The sequence below is a fragment of the Gemmatimonadota bacterium genome (genome assembly GCA_039715185.1).
GTDB lineage: Bacteria > Gemmatimonadota > Gemmatimonadetes > Longimicrobiales > RSA9 > DATHRK01.
Map to the genome: position 1 here is coordinate 1 of JBDLIA010000076.1, position 15,649 is coordinate 15,649.

General features: G+C 72.2%; 14 protein-coding genes. 10 read left to right on the forward strand and 4 right to left on the reverse strand.

Annotated features, from left to right (window positions below; translation table 11 throughout):
- The 10 genes from mfd to ABFS34_12645 all read left to right on the forward strand — a co-directional run.
- A partial coding sequence (mfd, locus tag ABFS34_12600) for a transcription-repair coupling factor (GenBank protein MEN8376281.1) occupies nt 1-3,379 on the forward strand: 3,379 nt, incomplete at its 5' end.
- 88 nt (nt 3,380-3,467) lie between these two features.
- Entirely contained in the window at nt 3,468-4,928 is a 1,461-nt protein-coding gene (locus tag ABFS34_12605; GenBank protein MEN8376282.1) for a peptidylprolyl isomerase, read from the forward strand.
- Between the two features lie 96 nt (nt 4,929-5,024).
- A complete protein-coding gene (locus ABFS34_12610) occupies nt 5,025-6,401 on the forward strand; it encodes a peptidylprolyl isomerase (protein MEN8376283.1) in 1,377 nt (458 codons plus the stop codon).
- Nucleotides 6,402-6,463: 62 nt separating this feature from the next.
- Nucleotides 6,464-7,348, forward strand: a complete 885-nt coding sequence (gene pdxA / locus ABFS34_12615; GenBank protein MEN8376284.1) for a 4-hydroxythreonine-4-phosphate dehydrogenase PdxA — start codon at nt 6,464-6,466, stop codon at nt 7,346-7,348.
- 13 nt (nt 7,349-7,361) lie between these two features.
- A complete protein-coding gene (ftsE, locus tag ABFS34_12620) occupies nt 7,362-8,039 on the forward strand; it encodes a cell division ATP-binding protein FtsE (protein ID MEN8376285.1) in 678 nt (225 codons plus the stop codon).
- Nucleotides 8,036-8,893, forward strand: coding sequence for a permease-like cell division protein FtsX (locus ABFS34_12625; protein ID MEN8376286.1), 858 nt, complete (start codon nt 8,036-8,038; stop codon nt 8,891-8,893). The genes ftsE and ABFS34_12625 overlap by 4 nt, the downstream gene beginning before the upstream one ends.
- Nucleotides 8,890-10,095, forward strand: coding sequence for a peptidoglycan DD-metalloendopeptidase family protein (locus ABFS34_12630; GenBank protein MEN8376287.1), 1,206 nt, complete (start codon nt 8,890-8,892; stop codon nt 10,093-10,095). Before ABFS34_12625 ends, ABFS34_12630 begins: the two co-directional genes overlap by 4 nt.
- A complete protein-coding gene (locus tag ABFS34_12635; protein ID MEN8376288.1) occupies nt 10,074-11,234 on the forward strand; it encodes a hypothetical protein in 1,161 nt (386 codons plus the stop codon). Before ABFS34_12630 ends, ABFS34_12635 begins: the two co-directional genes overlap by 22 nt.
- A gap of 161 nt (nt 11,235-11,395) precedes the next feature.
- Nucleotides 11,396-11,878 (forward strand): cyclic pyranopterin monophosphate synthase MoaC, encoded by a 483-nt coding sequence (gene moaC, locus ABFS34_12640; protein MEN8376289.1) that lies wholly within the window; start codon nt 11,396-11,398, stop codon nt 11,876-11,878.
- Nucleotides 11,875-12,573, forward strand: coding sequence for a lytic transglycosylase domain-containing protein (locus ABFS34_12645; GenBank protein MEN8376290.1), 699 nt, complete (start codon nt 11,875-11,877; stop codon nt 12,571-12,573). The genes moaC and ABFS34_12645 overlap by 4 nt, the downstream gene beginning before the upstream one ends.
- Before the next feature lie 51 nt (nt 12,574-12,624).
- Here ABFS34_12645 and ABFS34_12650 read toward each other — a convergent pair whose 3' ends face one another.
- From ABFS34_12650 to ABFS34_12665, 4 genes are all read right to left on the reverse strand, one after another.
- A complete protein-coding gene (locus tag ABFS34_12650; GenBank protein MEN8376291.1) occupies nt 12,625-13,056 on the reverse strand; it encodes a hypothetical protein in 432 nt (143 codons plus the stop codon).
- A gap of 8 nt (nt 13,057-13,064) precedes the next feature.
- On the reverse strand, nt 13,065-14,540 hold the full coding sequence (guaB, locus tag ABFS34_12655; GenBank protein MEN8376292.1) for an IMP dehydrogenase: 1,476 nt from the start codon (nt 14,538-14,540) through the stop codon (nt 13,065-13,067).
- A 159-nt stretch (nt 14,541-14,699) separates the two neighbouring features.
- Entirely contained in the window at nt 14,700-15,131 is a 432-nt protein-coding gene (locus ABFS34_12660; protein ID MEN8376293.1) for a hypothetical protein, read from the reverse strand.
- 5 nt (nt 15,132-15,136) lie between these two features.
- The coding region (locus ABFS34_12665) for an FAD:protein FMN transferase (GenBank protein MEN8376294.1) at nt 15,137-15,649 on the reverse strand (513 nt) is incomplete at its 5' end.

Genomic DNA, 15,649 nt, shown 5'->3' on the forward strand with positions numbered 1-15,649 from the left:
GCGGCCGCGCGGCGGCCCCGGGGGGGGGCGCGCGCGCCGCGGGGAGGCGCTCGGCCGCGTCCGGCGGGGCCTAGTGCACCCGGTGCTGCTCCAGGCGATGCGCCGGCAGGGCGCTTTCGTCCGGCTCGTGGAGTCCCTGCCGAGAGCGGGCGAGAGCCGCGCGCTAGGCGGACTCGCCGGTTCCTCGGCAGCGCTGCTCGCCGCGGCGCTGGCGGAGGCGGAGCCGCAGCGCCTGGTCGTGCTGGTGTCTCCGTCGCCGCCGCTCGCCGAGGCCGTCGAGGCCGACCTGCAGGCGATCCTCGGGGAGGAATCGGCGCGCCTGTACGCGCAGCGGGAGACCCTTCCCTACGAGGCGGGCGAGCACCACCTGGAGGTGAGCGGCCTGCGCGTCGAGGCGCTGGAGGCGCTGCTGGCCGGGCGCGTGCGCGTGCTCGTCACCACCCCCAGGGCGCTCCAGGAGCTCTCCGACCTACCGGCCAGCCTGGAGGACCTGCGCGTGCGGCTCGCGCGCGGAGACGCGCTGGGCCCGCGCCGGCTCGCGGAGCGGCTGGAGCAGCTCGGTTTCGAGTCCGCGCCGATGGTCCAGGGCGTAGGCGAGTTCGCGGTGCGGGGCGGCATCGTGGACCTGTTCGGATTCGGCACTCCGGACCCCCTCCGGGTCGAGTTCTGGGGCGACGAGATCCAGTCGATACGGACCTTCGATGTGCTGGATCAGCGTTCCACGGGCGAGGTGGAGCGCGCCGACATCCTGCCGGTGGACGTGTCGGCGACCCCCGCGCGCGGGGACGCGTCCGTGCGCCGCTCGCTGCTGGACGTGCTGCCCGCGGCGGCGCTCCTGATCCGGTTGCCCGGCGTGGACGTGCCTCAGGGGTTCGCGGCGACCTGGGGCGAGGTGCTGGCGCTGCACGAGTCGGAGCACCGACGCGGGGGCGAGCCGGAACCGCCGGAGCGCCTCTTCCTGCCGCCCGAGCAGGCGCTGGCTCGGCTGGACGCGTTCCCCACCCTCACGGTGGGCGCCGCGGCGGACGCCGAGGTGCGCTTTCGGGCGCGTGAGCCGGAGGCGATCGACCGCGACATGGACCGCCTGACGGGGCTCCTGCGGCAGGCCGAGGCGCGCGGCGAACGCACGCTCATCCTGTGCGACAACCCGGGGCAACTCCAGCGGCTGGAGGAGCTGCTCGGCGAAGCCGGCGCGCTGCCGGCGGGCGCCGCTCTCGCGCTGGGGACGCTCGACGCCGGCTTCGCGCTGGAGGGTGCCGAGCCGCCGCTGCGCGTGCTCACCGACCACGAGATCTTCCGCCGCGACCGTCGCGTGCGCCGCGCCCGGCGCTTCCGGGGCGCGCTCGCGCTCGAGAACCTCGCGCAGCTCCAGCCGGGCGACTACGTGGTCCACCTGGATCACGGCATAGGGCGCTTCCGCGGGCTGGAGCGGGTGAAGGTGGGTGAGCGCGAGATAGAATCGCTGGCGATCGAATACGCGGGCGGCGAGATCCTGCGCCTGCCGGTCTATCGGCTGGACCTGATCGAGCGCTGGAGGCCGGACGCGGAGCAGGGCGAGGCGCCGCGCGTGCACAAGATCGGGGGGCGCGCGTGGAAGTCCATGAAACGCCGCACCGAGCAGGCCATCCAGGAGATGGCGAGCGAGCTGCTGGAGCTGTACGCGGCGCGGCGTCTGGCTAGCGGCCATGCGTTCCCTGAAGACACCCGCTGGCAGCGCGAGATGGAGTCGGCGTTCCTGTACGAGGACACGCCCGACCAGCGCCAGGCCACCGTCGACGTGAAAGCCGACATGCAGGCCGAGCGGCCCATGGACCGACTGCTGTGCGGGGACGTGGGCTACGGCAAGACCGAGGTGGCCGTGCGCGCCGCGTTCAAGGCGGTGCAGGACGGCAAGCAGGTGGCCATGCTGGCCCCCACGACCATCCTCGTCGAGCAGCACGTGCACACTTTCGCGGCGCGCCTCGCGGACTTCCCGGTGCGCGTGAAGGCGCTGTCGCGCTTCCGCACGCCCGCCGAGCAGAAGCGCATCCTGGCGGACCTGGCTCAGGGGTCGATCGACGTGATCATCGGCACCCATCGCCTGCTCCAGCCGGACGTCGTCTTCAGTGACCTGGGATTGATCGTCGTGGACGAGGAGCAGCGCTTCGGCGTGCGCCACAAGGAGCGGCTCAAGGAGCGCAAGCGAGACGTGGACGTGCTGTCCATGTCGGCGACGCCGATCCCGCGCACGCTGTCCATGGCGCTGGGGGGGCTGCGCGACCTGACGCTGATTCGCACCCCACCGCGGGACCGCATGCCCGTGCTCACGCACGTCCTGCCGTGGCACGACGAGGTGCTGGAGGACGCGCTGCGCCGCGAGCTGGACCGCGGCGGCCAGGTGTTCGTCGTGCACAACCGCGTGCAGACGATCGACGAGGTGGGCGCGCGCGTGCGGCGGCTCGTTCCGGGCGTACCCGTGGTCGTGGCTCACGGGCAGATGGCCGGCCCGATGCTGGAGGAGGCCATGCGCCGGTTCATCTCGGGTGAGGCCCGCGTTCTCGTGGCCACAGCGATCATCGAAAACGGCCTGGACGTGCCGACGGCCAACACGCTCATCGTCCACGGCGCAGACCAGTTCGGCCTGGCCCAGTTGTACCAGTTGCGCGGCCGCGTGGGCCGCTCGCACCACCGCGCCTACTGCTACCTGGTCGTGCCCGACGGGGTGAAAGAGGACGCCGAGCGCCGGCTCAGGATCCTGGAGCACTTCAGCGAGCTCGGCAGCGGCTACGCGATCGCCATGAAGGACCTGGAGCTGCGCGGTGGCGGCAACATCCTGGGCGCCGATCAGTCGGGCTTCGTGCACGCCGTGGGCCTGGAGACATACACGCGCCTGCTGGAGGACGCAGTGCGCCGGCTCCGGGACGACCCGGACCGCGCGCGGCACGCCGCGCCCGAGGTGACGCTCGAGGGTACCGCGCTGATACCGGACGGCTACATTGCCGACGCTTCCCAGAAGCTGCACGTGTACCGGCGTCTGTCACGGGCCGAGGAACCGGCGCAGATCGCCGCGCTGGCGGAGGAGCTGACCGATCGCTTCGGCGCGCCCCCGGCGCCGGTCGGCAGGCTGCTGCTGGCAGCGCGGCTCCGCCTGCTGGGCCAGCGCCTGGGCGTGGAGCGCATCCTGCTGCGCGAGCACGAGGCGCGGGTCAACTGGGCGGAAGCCGTGGTACCGCGCATGGCTGCGCTCCAGGGCGCGTTCCGGGACCGCCAGTTGGAGGTGGAGGTGCGCCGCGCCATGCCACTTTCTCTGGTGCTCCGACGTTACGGCACGGAGCCTCTGGCGGACACGCTCGCCGAGGCGCTCGAGTTGTTGTCCCCTCGCGCGGTGCAGGCCGCCTGAAGCGGCCGCTGGCGGGCTGGAACCTGATCCGCCCCCGGGGTACCTTCGTGCGCCCTGAAAAGGAAACGACGGAATGGAGCTTTACGGGATGAGGAGAATCGTCGCGACGACCGCGGTGCTGGCCGGAGCGGTCGCGATCTCGGCGTGCGAAGGCGTGGGTCAGGCCCTGTCCTCGCACACCGACGTGCTCGCCCGGGCGGGCGGCCACGAGTTCACGGTCCAGGAGGTGTCGCGCCTGCTGATCGACAATCCGCGCCTGCCAGCGCAGCCGGACGTGGTCGAGGCGCTGGCCAACGTGTGGATCGATTACACGCTGCTGGCCGGCCACGTTGCGCGTGACTCGACGCTGGAGAGCCTGGACCTGCGCGACGTAGTGCAGCCCGAGATCGACAACATCGTGGTGAGCAGGTACCGCGACGACGTGGTCGTGGTGGACACGATCCTCACCGAGGACGAGCTGCGCGCCCGCTTCGACCAGGACCAGCCGGGCCTGGAGGTGCGCGCGAGGCACGTGCTGCTGCAGGTCACGCCGGACGCGACACCCGAAGTGCGAGACAGCGTGCGCACGCTGATCGCGGACGTGCGCAGCCGCGCAGCCGCAGGCGACGACTTCGGCGCTCTGGCCGAGGAATACAGCCAGGACCCCGGCAGCGCGACGCGCGGCGGGGACCTGGGCTTCTTCCCGCGCGGGCAGATGGTGAGGCCGTTCGAGGAGGCCGCCTTTGCGCTCCAGCCGGGCGACGTCAGCGACGTGGTGGAAACCAGCTTCGGCTACCACGTCATCAAGGTAGAGGAGCGACGCGAGCCCAACTACGAGGAGCGCAAGGACGCGTTCGCCCAGTCGCTCAAGACGCAGCTCGTCTTCGAGGCCGAGCAGGCCTACGTGGACAGCCTGCTGGAGGCGCTGGAGATCGAGGTGCAACCGGAGGCTCCCGACGTCGTTCGTGAGTTGGCCAGGGACCGCGAGGCGGAGCTGGGCGCGCGGCGGCGGGGCCGGACGCTCGTCTCCTACCGCGACGGCCGTTACACGGTGGGCGACCTGGCCGATCTCCTCTACAGGGTCGCCCAGGCGCAACTGGCGCAGCTGGCCGCGGCCGGCGACGAGGAGGTCCAGGGCATCCTGGAGCAGCAGGCGCGCAACAAGATCCTGATCGAGTCCGCGCGCCGTGCCGGCCACACCGCCACCCAGGTGGAGCAGGACAGCGTGGTGGCGGCGGCGCGATCGATGCTGCGCGCCGCGACGACCGGGATGGGGCTGGCGGACCTCCAGCCCGTCGAGGGCGAGGACGAGCGGGCCATGATCGACCGGGTCGTGTTCGAGGCGCTGGTCGAGGCGGCCGCCGGTCGCCGCAACGTCCCGCCCCTGGGACCGCTCTCACACTTCCTGAGAGAGGGCGCCAACGCCCGCATCTTCATGCAGGCGGCCGAGGAGGTCATCCGCGTAACGAACGAGGGTCGCCGGGAGAACCTGCCCGAGCTGCCCGAAGGGCAGCCGGTGCCGACGCAGCCGGTCCCCGACGGCGAGCAGACCGAAGAGCAAGGCGGCTGACGGGCGAGCGGAACCGACCCGGAGTCCGAGCATACAATGCGGGGCCGGCGCGGATGCGTCGGCCCCGCGTTCATCCACACACGGCTTTGGCGCACCATGACAGCTCCCCAGCTCCCGCATTTTCCGCGCGCCGCGGCGCTCGCGCTCGCGACCGTGGCGCTGCTGCCACCCGCGAGAGCGGCCACGCAGGAGCCGGACCTACCCGCCCCGACCCAGCCTCAGGCGGCGCCGCAGTTGCTCGACGGCATAGCCGCCGTGGTGGGCGACAGCATCGTCCTGCGCAGCTACCTGGACGAGCAGTTGGTGGACCTGGCGCGCGCCGGGCAGCAACTACCGAACGACCCGGTCGCGCTGGCCGAGCTACGCGGCGAGATCCTGCGGGGATTGGTGGAGGAGCTCGTGATCGTGCAGGCCGCGCTCCAGGACTCGGTCATCGTTCCCGAAGAGGAAATCCAGGGCCGGGTCGATCAGGAGATCGAGCAGGTGGAGGCGCGCTACGCCAATGAAGGCGGCGCACCGGCCATGCAGGCAGCGCTGCAGCGGGAGGGGCTGACCCTGGCCGCGTATCGCAACATCCTTGCCGGCCGCCTGCGCAAGCGCGAGACGATCACCGCCTACATGCGCGAGATGCGGCAGAGTCGCGGCTACCCGCCGGTGACCGATCAGGACGTGCGCGACCTCTACGAAGAGCAGAAGGAGCGGCTGGGGCAGCGCCCGGCCACGGTCAGCTTCCGCCAGGTGGTGATCGCCCCGGAGCCGTCCGAAGAGGCCAAGGAAGCGGCGCTCGAGGAGATGCGCGGCATTCTCGACGAACTCGCCGAGGGCGCGGAGTTCGAGGCGCTCGCCCGGCGCCACTCCGACGACCCCGGCAGCCGCCAGTTGGGCGGCGACCTGGGCTGGTTCAGGCGCGGCATCATGGTCGACGAGTTCGACCGCGTGGTGTTCACCATGCGCGTCGGCCAGATCAGCCCCATCGTCGAGACCCCTTTCGGCTTCCACGTGATCAAGCTCGAGAAGACCAAGGGGCCCGAGCGCCAGGCGAGCCACATACTGGTGACGCCGGAGATCACCGACGCCGATCGCGAGCGCGCGCGGGCGCGGGCCGACTCGGTAGCCGCGGCGCTGCGCGACGGCGCCTCCATCGAGGACATGATCGAGGAGTACCACGACGAGGGTACCGGCGAGCAGTCGCGCGTCGGCCCCTTCCCGCGCGACCTCCTGCAGCAGCGTCAGCCCGCGTACGCCGCGGCGCTGGAAACGGGGCAGGTGGGCGACGTGGCGGGTCCGCTCGAATTGCCGGGTCCGCCCGACGTGAAGTTCGCGGTCGTGTTGCTCACGGAAGTCGCCGCGGCCGGCGAGTTCTCGTTCGATGAGGCCGAGGCCACGCTGCGGCAGCAGCTCCAGGACCAGCGCCTGTATCAAGAGGTGGTGGGGGAGCTGAGCAGTCGCATGTACGTGGACGTCCGGCTCTGACCGCAGCCGCGGAGCCCGCGTCCCGACCCCGGCTGGCGCTGACGCTTGGGGACCCGCGCGGGATCGGGCCCGAGGTCGCCGCCGCCGGCGTCCGCGAGCACGCCGGCCGCGCGTCCTTCCTCGTCTTCGGACCCGCCGGCGCGGACGTCGACCTCGGCGAAGCGGAGTTCCGCCAGGTCGGAGCCTGGACCCCCGGCGCGGGCGACGCGCTGGCGGGGCGGCTCGCCGGGGACGCCATCCGCGCGGCGGTGGACGCCGCGCTGGCCGGCCAGGTGGACGCCCTCGTCACCGCTCCCATCGACAAGCACGCGCTGCAGCGCGGCGGGTACGCCTTCCCCGGACACACCGAGTTGCTGCGGCACCTCACCGCCTCCGGGGCGGTCGCCATGATGATGGCCGCCGAGCGAACGCGCCTGGGCGGTCCCCTGAGGGTGGTCCTGGCCACCACCCATTTGCCTCTCGCGGCCGTACCGGCCGCCGTTACCCGAGATCTGCTGGTGGAGCAGGGACTGTTGGGTGCGGCCGGCCTGCGCGCCGGCTGGGGAATCGCCGAGCCGCGCGTGGCGCTGTGCGCGCTCAACCCGCACGCCTCCGACGGCGGCCTGTTCGGCACCGAGGAGGCCGACGTGCTGGCGCCGGCGGTGCAGGGCCTGCGCCACGCCGGCGTGGACGCGTCCGGGCCGTTCCCGGCGGACACGGTCTTCACGCGCGCGCTGCGAGGTGAGTTCGACGCGGTGATCGCGCCGTACCACGACGTCGGCATGGCTGCGTTCAAGACGGCGGCGTTCGGAACGGGCGTAAACGTGACCCTCGGACTGCCCTTCCCGCGCACGTCCCCGGACCACGGGACCGCTATGGACATTGCCGGAAGGGGGGTCGCGGACCCAACTTCCATGAACGAGGCGATCGGCCTCGCGGCCCACTTGGCGATGCGGGGATGGGGGTAGGGGGCGAACCCGAATGATCCGGTTCGAAAACGTAGTCAAGCGGTACGCCCGGGCGACCGCGCTGGACGGCGTGAGCTTCCAGCTCGGCAAGGGCGGCTTCTGCTTCCTGACGGGCCACAGCGGCGCGGGGAAATCCACCGTGCTGCGTCTCCTGCACATGGCCGAGCGGCCCACCTCCGGCGAGGTCCGCGTGAGCGGCTACTCCGGGTCCAAGGTCCGACGCCGCGACATTGCCAGGCTGCGCCGCAAGATCGGCTACGTGTTCCAGGACTTCCGGCTACTCCAGGACCGCACCGCCGCGGAGAACGTGGGCTTCGCGCTGGAGGTCACCGGCGCGCGGCGCGCGGAGGTGAGAACCCGGGTCGCCCGCCTGCTGAGCCAGGTCGGCCTGTCCACGAAGTCGGGGGCGCTGCCCAGCCAGCTGTCCGGAGGCGAGCAACAACGCGTGGCGATCGCGCGCGCTCTCGCAAACGATCCGCTGGTGCTGCTGGCTGATGAGCCGACCGGCAACCTGGACGAGCGCGCCACGCGCGGCGTGTACGATCTCTTCTCCGAGATCAACACCGCGGGGACGGCGGTGGTGTTCGCCACCCACGACCTGGAGCTGGTGCGCCGCGCGGCCTTCGCGCGCGTCCTCGAGCTGGACCACGGCAAGATCGTTTTCGACTCGGCCGAGCGAGGCGCAGCGTGAATCACGCCCTGCGCGAAGCGCTCGCGGCTTTCCGGCGCGCGCCGCTCCTCACCGCCCTCTCTGCCGCCATGATCGGCCTGTCGCTGCTGGTCGTGGGCCTCTTCGGCGTCGCGACGTGGAACGTCAACCGCGTGCTGGACGAGGTGGAGTCGCGGGTGGAAATCGTTGCCTACCTGCGCGACTCGGCCAGCCCCGATCAGGTCACCGAGCTGCAGGCCGCGCTCGTGGAGCGACCCGACGTGGACCAGGTCTTCTACGTCACGCGCGAGCAGGCGCTCGACAACGCGCGCCGCGACATGGCCGAGTTCGACTCGATCTTTTCCTCGCTGGAGGTCAACCCGCTGCCGGCGTCGCTCGAGATACGGATGTTGGCACGTTATCGGGACGCCGCCGGGGTGCGCGCGGTCGCGGCGGCGGCCAGTGAGATGCCGATCGTGGAGGACGTCCGCTTCGGCGCCGACTGGCTGGACAAGGTCTTTCTGCTGCGCAAGGTGGCGGGCGCCGCCAGCGTGGTTCTCGGGGCGACGTTCGGACTGGTGGCGGCGCTCATCATCGGCGCCGCGGTGCGCATTTCCATCTTCGCCCGCAAGGAGGAGATCGAGATCATGCACCTGGTGGGCGCGGGCGACGCCTTCATCCGCGGCCCGTTCCTGCTGGAGGGGCTGTTCACGGGGGTGCTCGGAGGCGCCGCCGCGCTGAGCGCCACCTACCTGGTGTTCCGCGTCCTGTCGGGCCGCGTAGTGCACCTGGCGTGGATGCCGGCCCAGTGGGTGGGGCTGGGGCTGCTGGCGGGAGCGCTGCTCGGGATGCTGGCCAGCGCGTTCGCCGTGCGGCGCTACCTGCGCACGACGTGAGGACGCTCGCCGCGCTGGCGATCGGCGCGCTTCTGACCGCCTCGGCCGCGCCGGCGACCGCGCAGGTCACGCGCGAGATCCAGGAGAGCCGGCAGCGGCTCGAGCAAATCCGCGCCGAGCGGGAACGGCTGCAGACGGAGATGCGGCAGCTCAGCAACCAGGTGCAGAGCGCCACCCGCAGGGTCACCAACCTGGAGGGCCAGGTGGACGCCAGCGTCGCCGCGCTGCGCGAGATGGACTTCCAGACCGCCGCCCTCGCCACGAGCTCAGAGGAGATCTCCGGCGCTCTGACCCGCACCCGCGACCAGTTGCGCGAGCGCAAGGCGGTGCTGAACCGGCGACTGCGCGAGATCTACAAGCGCGGGCCGATGCACACCGTGCGAGTGCTGCTTGGCGCGCAGAGCTTCGCCGACGTCCTGACGCGCTACAAGTACCTCCAGCAGATCGCGCTCGCGGAGCAACTCCTGGTGAGCGAGGTGAGCTCGCTCGAAGGCGACCTCGTGGCGCAGGAACGCGACCTGGGGCTGGGCCTGCGCGAGCTGGAGCGCCTGCGCTCGGAGAAGATCGCCGAGGTGGCGCGCCTGGAGCGCCTCGAGGGCCAGGCGCAGAACGCGTTGCGCGGGGCGAGGCGGCGGGAGGCGGACACGCGGTCCCGGCTCGGGGAGCTGGAAGCCGACGAGCGGCAGCTCGCCGGCGCCATCGCGGAACTGGAGCGGCGCCGGCTCGAGGAGGAGCGCAGCCGCGTGATCGCGGGCGGCGCGCCCACCGGCGGCGGAGCGCTCGACATGGCCGACCTGGGTTCGCTGGACTGGCCGGTCGACGGTCGGCTGGCATACCGCTTCGGGCCGGAACGGCGCGCCAACGGCGTGGTGCTGCGCTGGAACGGCGTGGGCATAGGCGCGGCCGCGGGTACGCCGGTTCGCGCGGTGGAAGAGGGCAGGATAGTGCACGCCGGCCAGTTCGAGGGCTACGGCCCATCGGTGTGGGTCAGCCACGGCGCCGGGTACTACACGCTCTACCTGTATCTGCGATCGATGGCGGTGGGAGTCGGCGACTCGGTGACCAAGGGACAGGTGCTGGGCACGGTTGGCGGTGAGGGAACGCCCGAGGGCGCCCACATCGAGTTCCAGGTACGCGTTCCGGTGCGCGGCGGCGTACCGGAGGCCGTGGACCCGCTCACGTGGCTGCGCGCGCGCCGGTGAGCGCGGACCGGTCCCTGCCCCCGGTCGTAGGTCACGAGCAGGCGCGCGCCGCGCTCGCGCGAGCCGCGTCCGAAGGACGCCTGCCGCAGTCCCTTCTGTTCCACGGCCCGCGCGGGGTAGGCAAGCAGCGCGTCGCGCTCTGGCTGGGCCAGCTCCAGGTGTGTGAGGCGCCCACCCCGGACGGTCCCTGCGGGACGTGCCGCGGCTGCACCCTGGCGCTCCGCTTGGAGCACCCCGACGTGCACTGGTTCTTTCCCCTCGCGCGGCCGCGCGGCGCCTCCGGCAATCGCCTGACGTCCGCGCTGGAGGACGCGCGTGCCGAGAGGCTGGAGCAGATCCGTACGGCGCCGCTCGCCCTGCGGGACGACGGCGAGGTGAGGGGCATCTACCTGGCGCAGGTGCAGTCCATGCGCAGGACGATTACGCCCCGCCCGGCGATGGCGCGCCGTCGAGTTCTGATCGTCGGGGAGGCACAGGCGATGGTCCCCCAGGAGGCCAGCCCCGAGGCCGCCAACGCGTTCCTCAAGCTGCTGGAGGAGCCGCCACCGGACACCCACGTGGTGATCACCTCGCCGGTCCCGGACGCCCTCCTGCCCACCATCCGCTCGCGCGTGGTGGCGGTGCGCCTCGGGCCGATCCCTGCGCACGATGTGGCGGGGTTCCTCGCCGAGCACGCGGGCGTGGACGACGGGCGGGCCCAGGTGCTGGCCGCGCTCGCCGATGGCTCGATCGGCAAGGCGCTCCGGCTGCTGGCGGAATCCGAGGAGGACTCGGGTCCCAGGCTCAAGGCCGCCCGGCTGATGGACGCCGCGCTGGCCGACGACGAGACGCCGCGCTACGCCATGGCGCTGGCCATGCCGGTGGCCGGATCGCGCGGCGAGTTCGTGGAGACGCTCGAGCTGCTCGCCGGCTGGTTCCGCGACGTGGCGGCGCACGAGGCGGCGGGCGCGGGCGCGGTCATCAACGCCGACCGCGTGGATCTGGTGGAGGGCTGGTCCGCGCGCGCGCCGCGGGCCGCGGAGCGGTCGGCGGACGCGCTGGACGCGATCGACCGCGCGCTCGAGGCGGCGCGCCGCAACGCGGATCCGCAGCTTGTCACCCTGGAGCTTCTGACGGACCTGCGGCGCACCGCGCGGTAGGCCGCCCCCAGCGCGAGAGCGTGCCGGCGCGGAAGTCCCGTGTGCACCGCGCCACACCCGCGGGATGCAGCGCGCACCGAATGCCTACGGGACTTCTGCAACGGTACACTAGCCGCCCCCTTGTCTACGCCGCTCTACTGCGTACGACCGTTCGCGGCTAGATTTTCCGGGTGTCTGCTCCCGAGTCCCGCTCTCCCCGCATGATCGACGTAGGCGACAAGGACGTCACGCAACGCGTGGCCGTCGCCGAGGGCGCGCTGCGCATGGACGCGGCGACGCTGGGCGCCATCGTGCGCGGAGAAGCGCCCAAGGGCGATCCGCTTCCGGTCGCGCGCATCGCCGGCATCCAGGGCGCCAAGCGCACCCCGGAGCTGATCCCGCTGTGCCACCCCCTGCCGCTCACGGGCGCCGACGTTGAGCTGCACATAGACGAGTCGCTGCCGGGCGTGCGCGCGCGCGCGACGGTCAAGACTCGCGCCCGCACGGGGGTGGAGATGGAGGCGCTGGCGGCGGTCACCACGGCGCTCCTCACGGTCTACGACATGGCGAAGGCGCTGGACCGCGGCATGCGCCTGGAAGACGTGCGCGTCGTGCGCAAAGAGGGAGGCAGGTCGGGCACCTGGACCGAAGAGGCGTCATCGTGAGCGGGGTTCCCGGCTGGCCCGACTTCGTGGAGCGCCGGGCCCGCCCGCCCGCGCGCGCCGCGCCGCCGGCCCCGCGACCCTCGTTGCTGCGCCGGAGCTCGGTGATGGTGGCCGCGGTGGCGCTGGTGGGACTCGCCAGCCTCGGCGGGGGAGCCGACACCGCCACCACGGAGCGCGCCGCCCGCGACCGGGCCGCCGAGCAGCGGGCCCAGATACTGCGCGAGGCGGGCGCCGGAGAGCGCGCGGTGCTGGAGGACCGCATCACCCGGCTGGACCGCGTCATCACCTATTCAGCGCGCTTCGGCGTGCCCGCCGACCTCGCAGCCGAGATCTACGACGCGGCGGTGGGTGAGGGCGTCGACCCCGCGCTCGCGTTCGCGCTGGTGCGCGTGGAGAGCAGCTTCAGACGCCGGGTGGTAAGCAATCGCGGAGCGGTGGGCCTGACCCAGGTCCTGCCGAGCACCGCGTTCTGGCTGGAGCCGGACCTGGAGCGGCGCGACCTGTTCCGCGAGCGCACCAACCTGCGCGTCGGTTTCCGCTATCTGCGGTCGCTCATCGAGCGCTACGACGGCGACAGGCGCACCGCGCTGCTGGCTTACAACAGGGGGCCGACCCGGGTCGACTCGCTGCGCAGGCACGGCGTCGATCCGGCCAACGGCTACGCGGACGCGGTCATACGCCTCGCGGTGCCCTAGTGTACCGTTGCACACTAGACTCCCGGGCGCGCACTCCGCGAGTCGTCCCGCTCAGTCGGACACCCGCAGGTAGTTGCCCAGGACCCGGTTGAGCGACTGGAGCAGCGCCATGGCCGCCGCGCGCGCCGGGTCGGAGCCGCGCAGCACGGCGCCCACCAGGGAGTTGCCTCCGGGGCCTGAATCGGTGGCCACGGCGACGACGATCAGGGTGTGGTCGAAGGCCCGCACCTCCTTGGCGCCGACCACCCGGGCGCGCAGCTCCTGGGCGGTCTTCGTCACCGCGTCCAGCGCCGCCATGGCCGAGGTCCGGAGCTCGATAACGTAGCCCGACTCGTCAATCGACTCGCCCGAATATGACTCCCCCTTCCACTCGAGCTCCACGCGGATGCGCACCCGCCCGTCGCGTTCGGGGGTGCGCACGACGGACATCAGCCGGACCCGCTTCTGGTCCGTCGGGCCGGACGATTCCTTCTTGGGCATCATCCTCCGTCCTACCCGTGGTAGTTGGGCGCTTCGCGGGTGATCACCACGTCGTGCGGGTGCGACTCCCGAAGTCCGCCGGCGGTGATGCGGACGTAGCGAGCGCTCGTGCGCAACTCGTCGATGTCGGCGCAGCCGCAGTATCCCATGCCGCTGCGCAGGCCGCCGACGAGCTGATACACGACGTCGGCCATGGGACCCTTGTAGGGCACGCGCCCCTCGATGCCCTCCGGCACGAACTTGCGGGCCGGGCTGGAGGCGTCCTGGAAGTAGCGGTCGGCGGAGCCCTCCTCCATGGCGGAAAGCGAGCCCATGCCGCGCACGATCTTGAAGCGGCGGCCCTCGAGCAGGAAGCTCTCGCCGGGGCTCTCCTCGGTGCCCGCGAGCAGCGACCCCATCATCACCGCGTGGGCGCCGGCCGCCAGCGCCTTCACTATGTCGCCCGAGTACTTGATGCCGCCGTCGGCGATGACGGGCACCTCCGCGTCGGCGCCGCGCACGGCCTCGGAGACGGCCGTGAACTGCGGCACGCCGACCCCCGTCACGACGCGCGTGGTGCAGATGCTGCCGGGGCCGATGCCCACCTTGACGGCGTCGACGCCGCGCTCCACCAGCGCCCGCGCCCCATCTGCCGTGCCCACGTTGCCGGCGATGATCTGCGTGTCCGGGAAACGCTCGCGCGCCTTCTCGAGCGCCCGCAGGACGCCGTCGGAGTGGCCGTGCGCGGTGTCGATCACGAGCGCGTCAACGCTCGCCTCCACCAGCGCCGCGGCGCGCTCCAGGTCGGCGTCGGAGGCGCCGATCGCGGCGCCCGCGCGCAGGCGCCCGTGGTCGTCCTTGCAGGCGTTGGGGAATTGGCGGCGCTTGAAGATGTCCTTGACGGTGATCAGCCCGCGCAGCTTCCCCTCCCCATCCACCACCGGGAGCTTCTCGATGCGGTGCTCGTGCAGGATCCGCTCTGCCTCCTCCAGCGACGTGCCCACGGGGGCCGTGACGAGCCCCTCCGAGGTCATTACCTCGCTGATGGGGCGGTCGTCGGTCGCCTCGAACTGGAGGTCACGGTTGGTGAGGATGCCGACGAGCGTGCCGTCCCCGTCGATGATCGGCACGCCGCTGATGGAGAAGCGCGTCATCATGGTCGCCGCTTCGGCCAGGGTCGCGCCCTTGGTCAGCGTGATGGGGTCCATGATCATGCCGCTCTCGGAGCGCTTGACGCGGTCCACCTCGGACGCCTGCAGCTCCACCGACATGTTCTTGTGTACGATGCCCAGCCCACCCTCCCGCGCCATGGCGATCGCCATGCCGGACTCGGTCACCGTATCCATGGCGGCCGATACGAGCGGGATCGGCAGCTCGATCGCGCGCGTGAGGCGGGTGCGCACCGAGGTCGCCGTGGGATGCACGGTCGAGTGCGCGGGCACCAGAAGAATGTCGTCGAACGTGAGCGCCTCGCCCTGATCGCGCTCGTCGGGTCGATTGTCAGCCATGCGCTTCCCGCCGGGATACAAGACGCCCGCGGCGGATTCTCCCACGTGGGTTCATCCTCACCGCGGGCGATTGCGGCCCCGATCGGTCGTCCGGCGGCCGGAGTGCACCGCCCCCGCCCGGCTCGGGTGCCGGCAAGCTACCCGGGCCCCGGGGGGGAGTCAAGCGGGCTGCGGCCCGTCGTCCTCGGAGTCCGCGAGCACCGGTCCGGTGGCCTGCTCGGAGTCGGATTCGTCCCCCTCGTCCACCGCCGAGCCGGCGGCGTCGCGCACCGGCTGAGGCCCCGTGGCCGGCGTACTCAGGCCCTCGCCGATCCCCTCCACCAGGCCCCGGCCCACCGACGACACCTCGTCCAGGACCTTCCCCGCCGCTCCGAACACCTTCATGGTGCCGCTCATGACGCTGGGCACCACCGAGCGGGCGCGCATGCGGTCCTCCAGGCGCTCCGCGAAGCTCTGCAGCCCGGAGGGCGCCGCGGACGGCTCTCCGTAGCGCGACTCCAGGAACTCGATGTAGTCGAGGATCTGGTAGAGTTTGCCCTCGGGGAGTCCCTCGAGGCGTCGCAGGATGCGCTTGCGCAGGATTTCGTGCATGGCGATCAGCCCTCCGTGGTGCAGCGCGCGCGCTCGAAGGCGCGCGCCGGGTCGTCGGCACTTGCTACCCCGAATCCGTCCTGGGATTCCCCGGCGCGCGAAAAGGCGCCGGCTCGCTCCCCCGCCACCAGCGCGGTGAGCGGGCGCTCGGCGCTTCCGCCGTCATCCAGGAACCACAGCGCGCCGGCTCCGGGCCGGGTCTCCAGCAGGCACGCCCCGCGCCCCGGCCCCAGCACATAGAGCGTGGTCGACAGCGCGTCCGCGTCCATGCCGGAAGGCGCGATCACGCTCACCGCTGCCACGCCCCGGGCCGGCAAACCTGAGCGCGGATCCACTATGTGCGCGTAGCGCACGCCGTCCACCTCGAAGAAGCGCTCGTAGTCGCCCGAGCTGGCGGTCGAGGCGCCGTCGGCGAGCGTCACGACCGCCGCCAGGCTTTCTGGCGCGCGTGGGTCGCGGATGCCGACCCGCCAGCCGTCCGCGGACGAGGCAGCGCCCGCGGCGGCATCCGTGGCGGC

Coding starts and splice junctions, on each gene's coding strand:
- ABFS34_12650 (MEN8376291.1), bottom strand. CDS start 13,056: ATGATGCCCAAGAAGGAATCGTCCGGCCCGACGGACCAGAAGCGGGTC.
- ABFS34_12610 (MEN8376283.1), top strand. CDS start 5,025: ATGACAGCTCCCCAGCTCCCGCATTTTCCGCGCGCCGCGGCGCTCGCG.
- ABFS34_12605 (MEN8376282.1), top strand. CDS start 3,468: ATGAGGAGAATCGTCGCGACGACCGCGGTGCTGGCCGGAGCGGTCGCG.
- guaB (MEN8376292.1), bottom strand. CDS start 14,540: ATGGCTGACAATCGACCCGACGAGCGCGATCAGGGCGAGGCGCTCACG.
- ftsE (MEN8376285.1), top strand. CDS start 7,362: ATGATCCGGTTCGAAAACGTAGTCAAGCGGTACGCCCGGGCGACCGCG.
- ABFS34_12660 (MEN8376293.1), bottom strand. CDS start 15,131: ATGCACGAAATCCTGCGCAAGCGCATCCTGCGACGCCTCGAGGGACTC.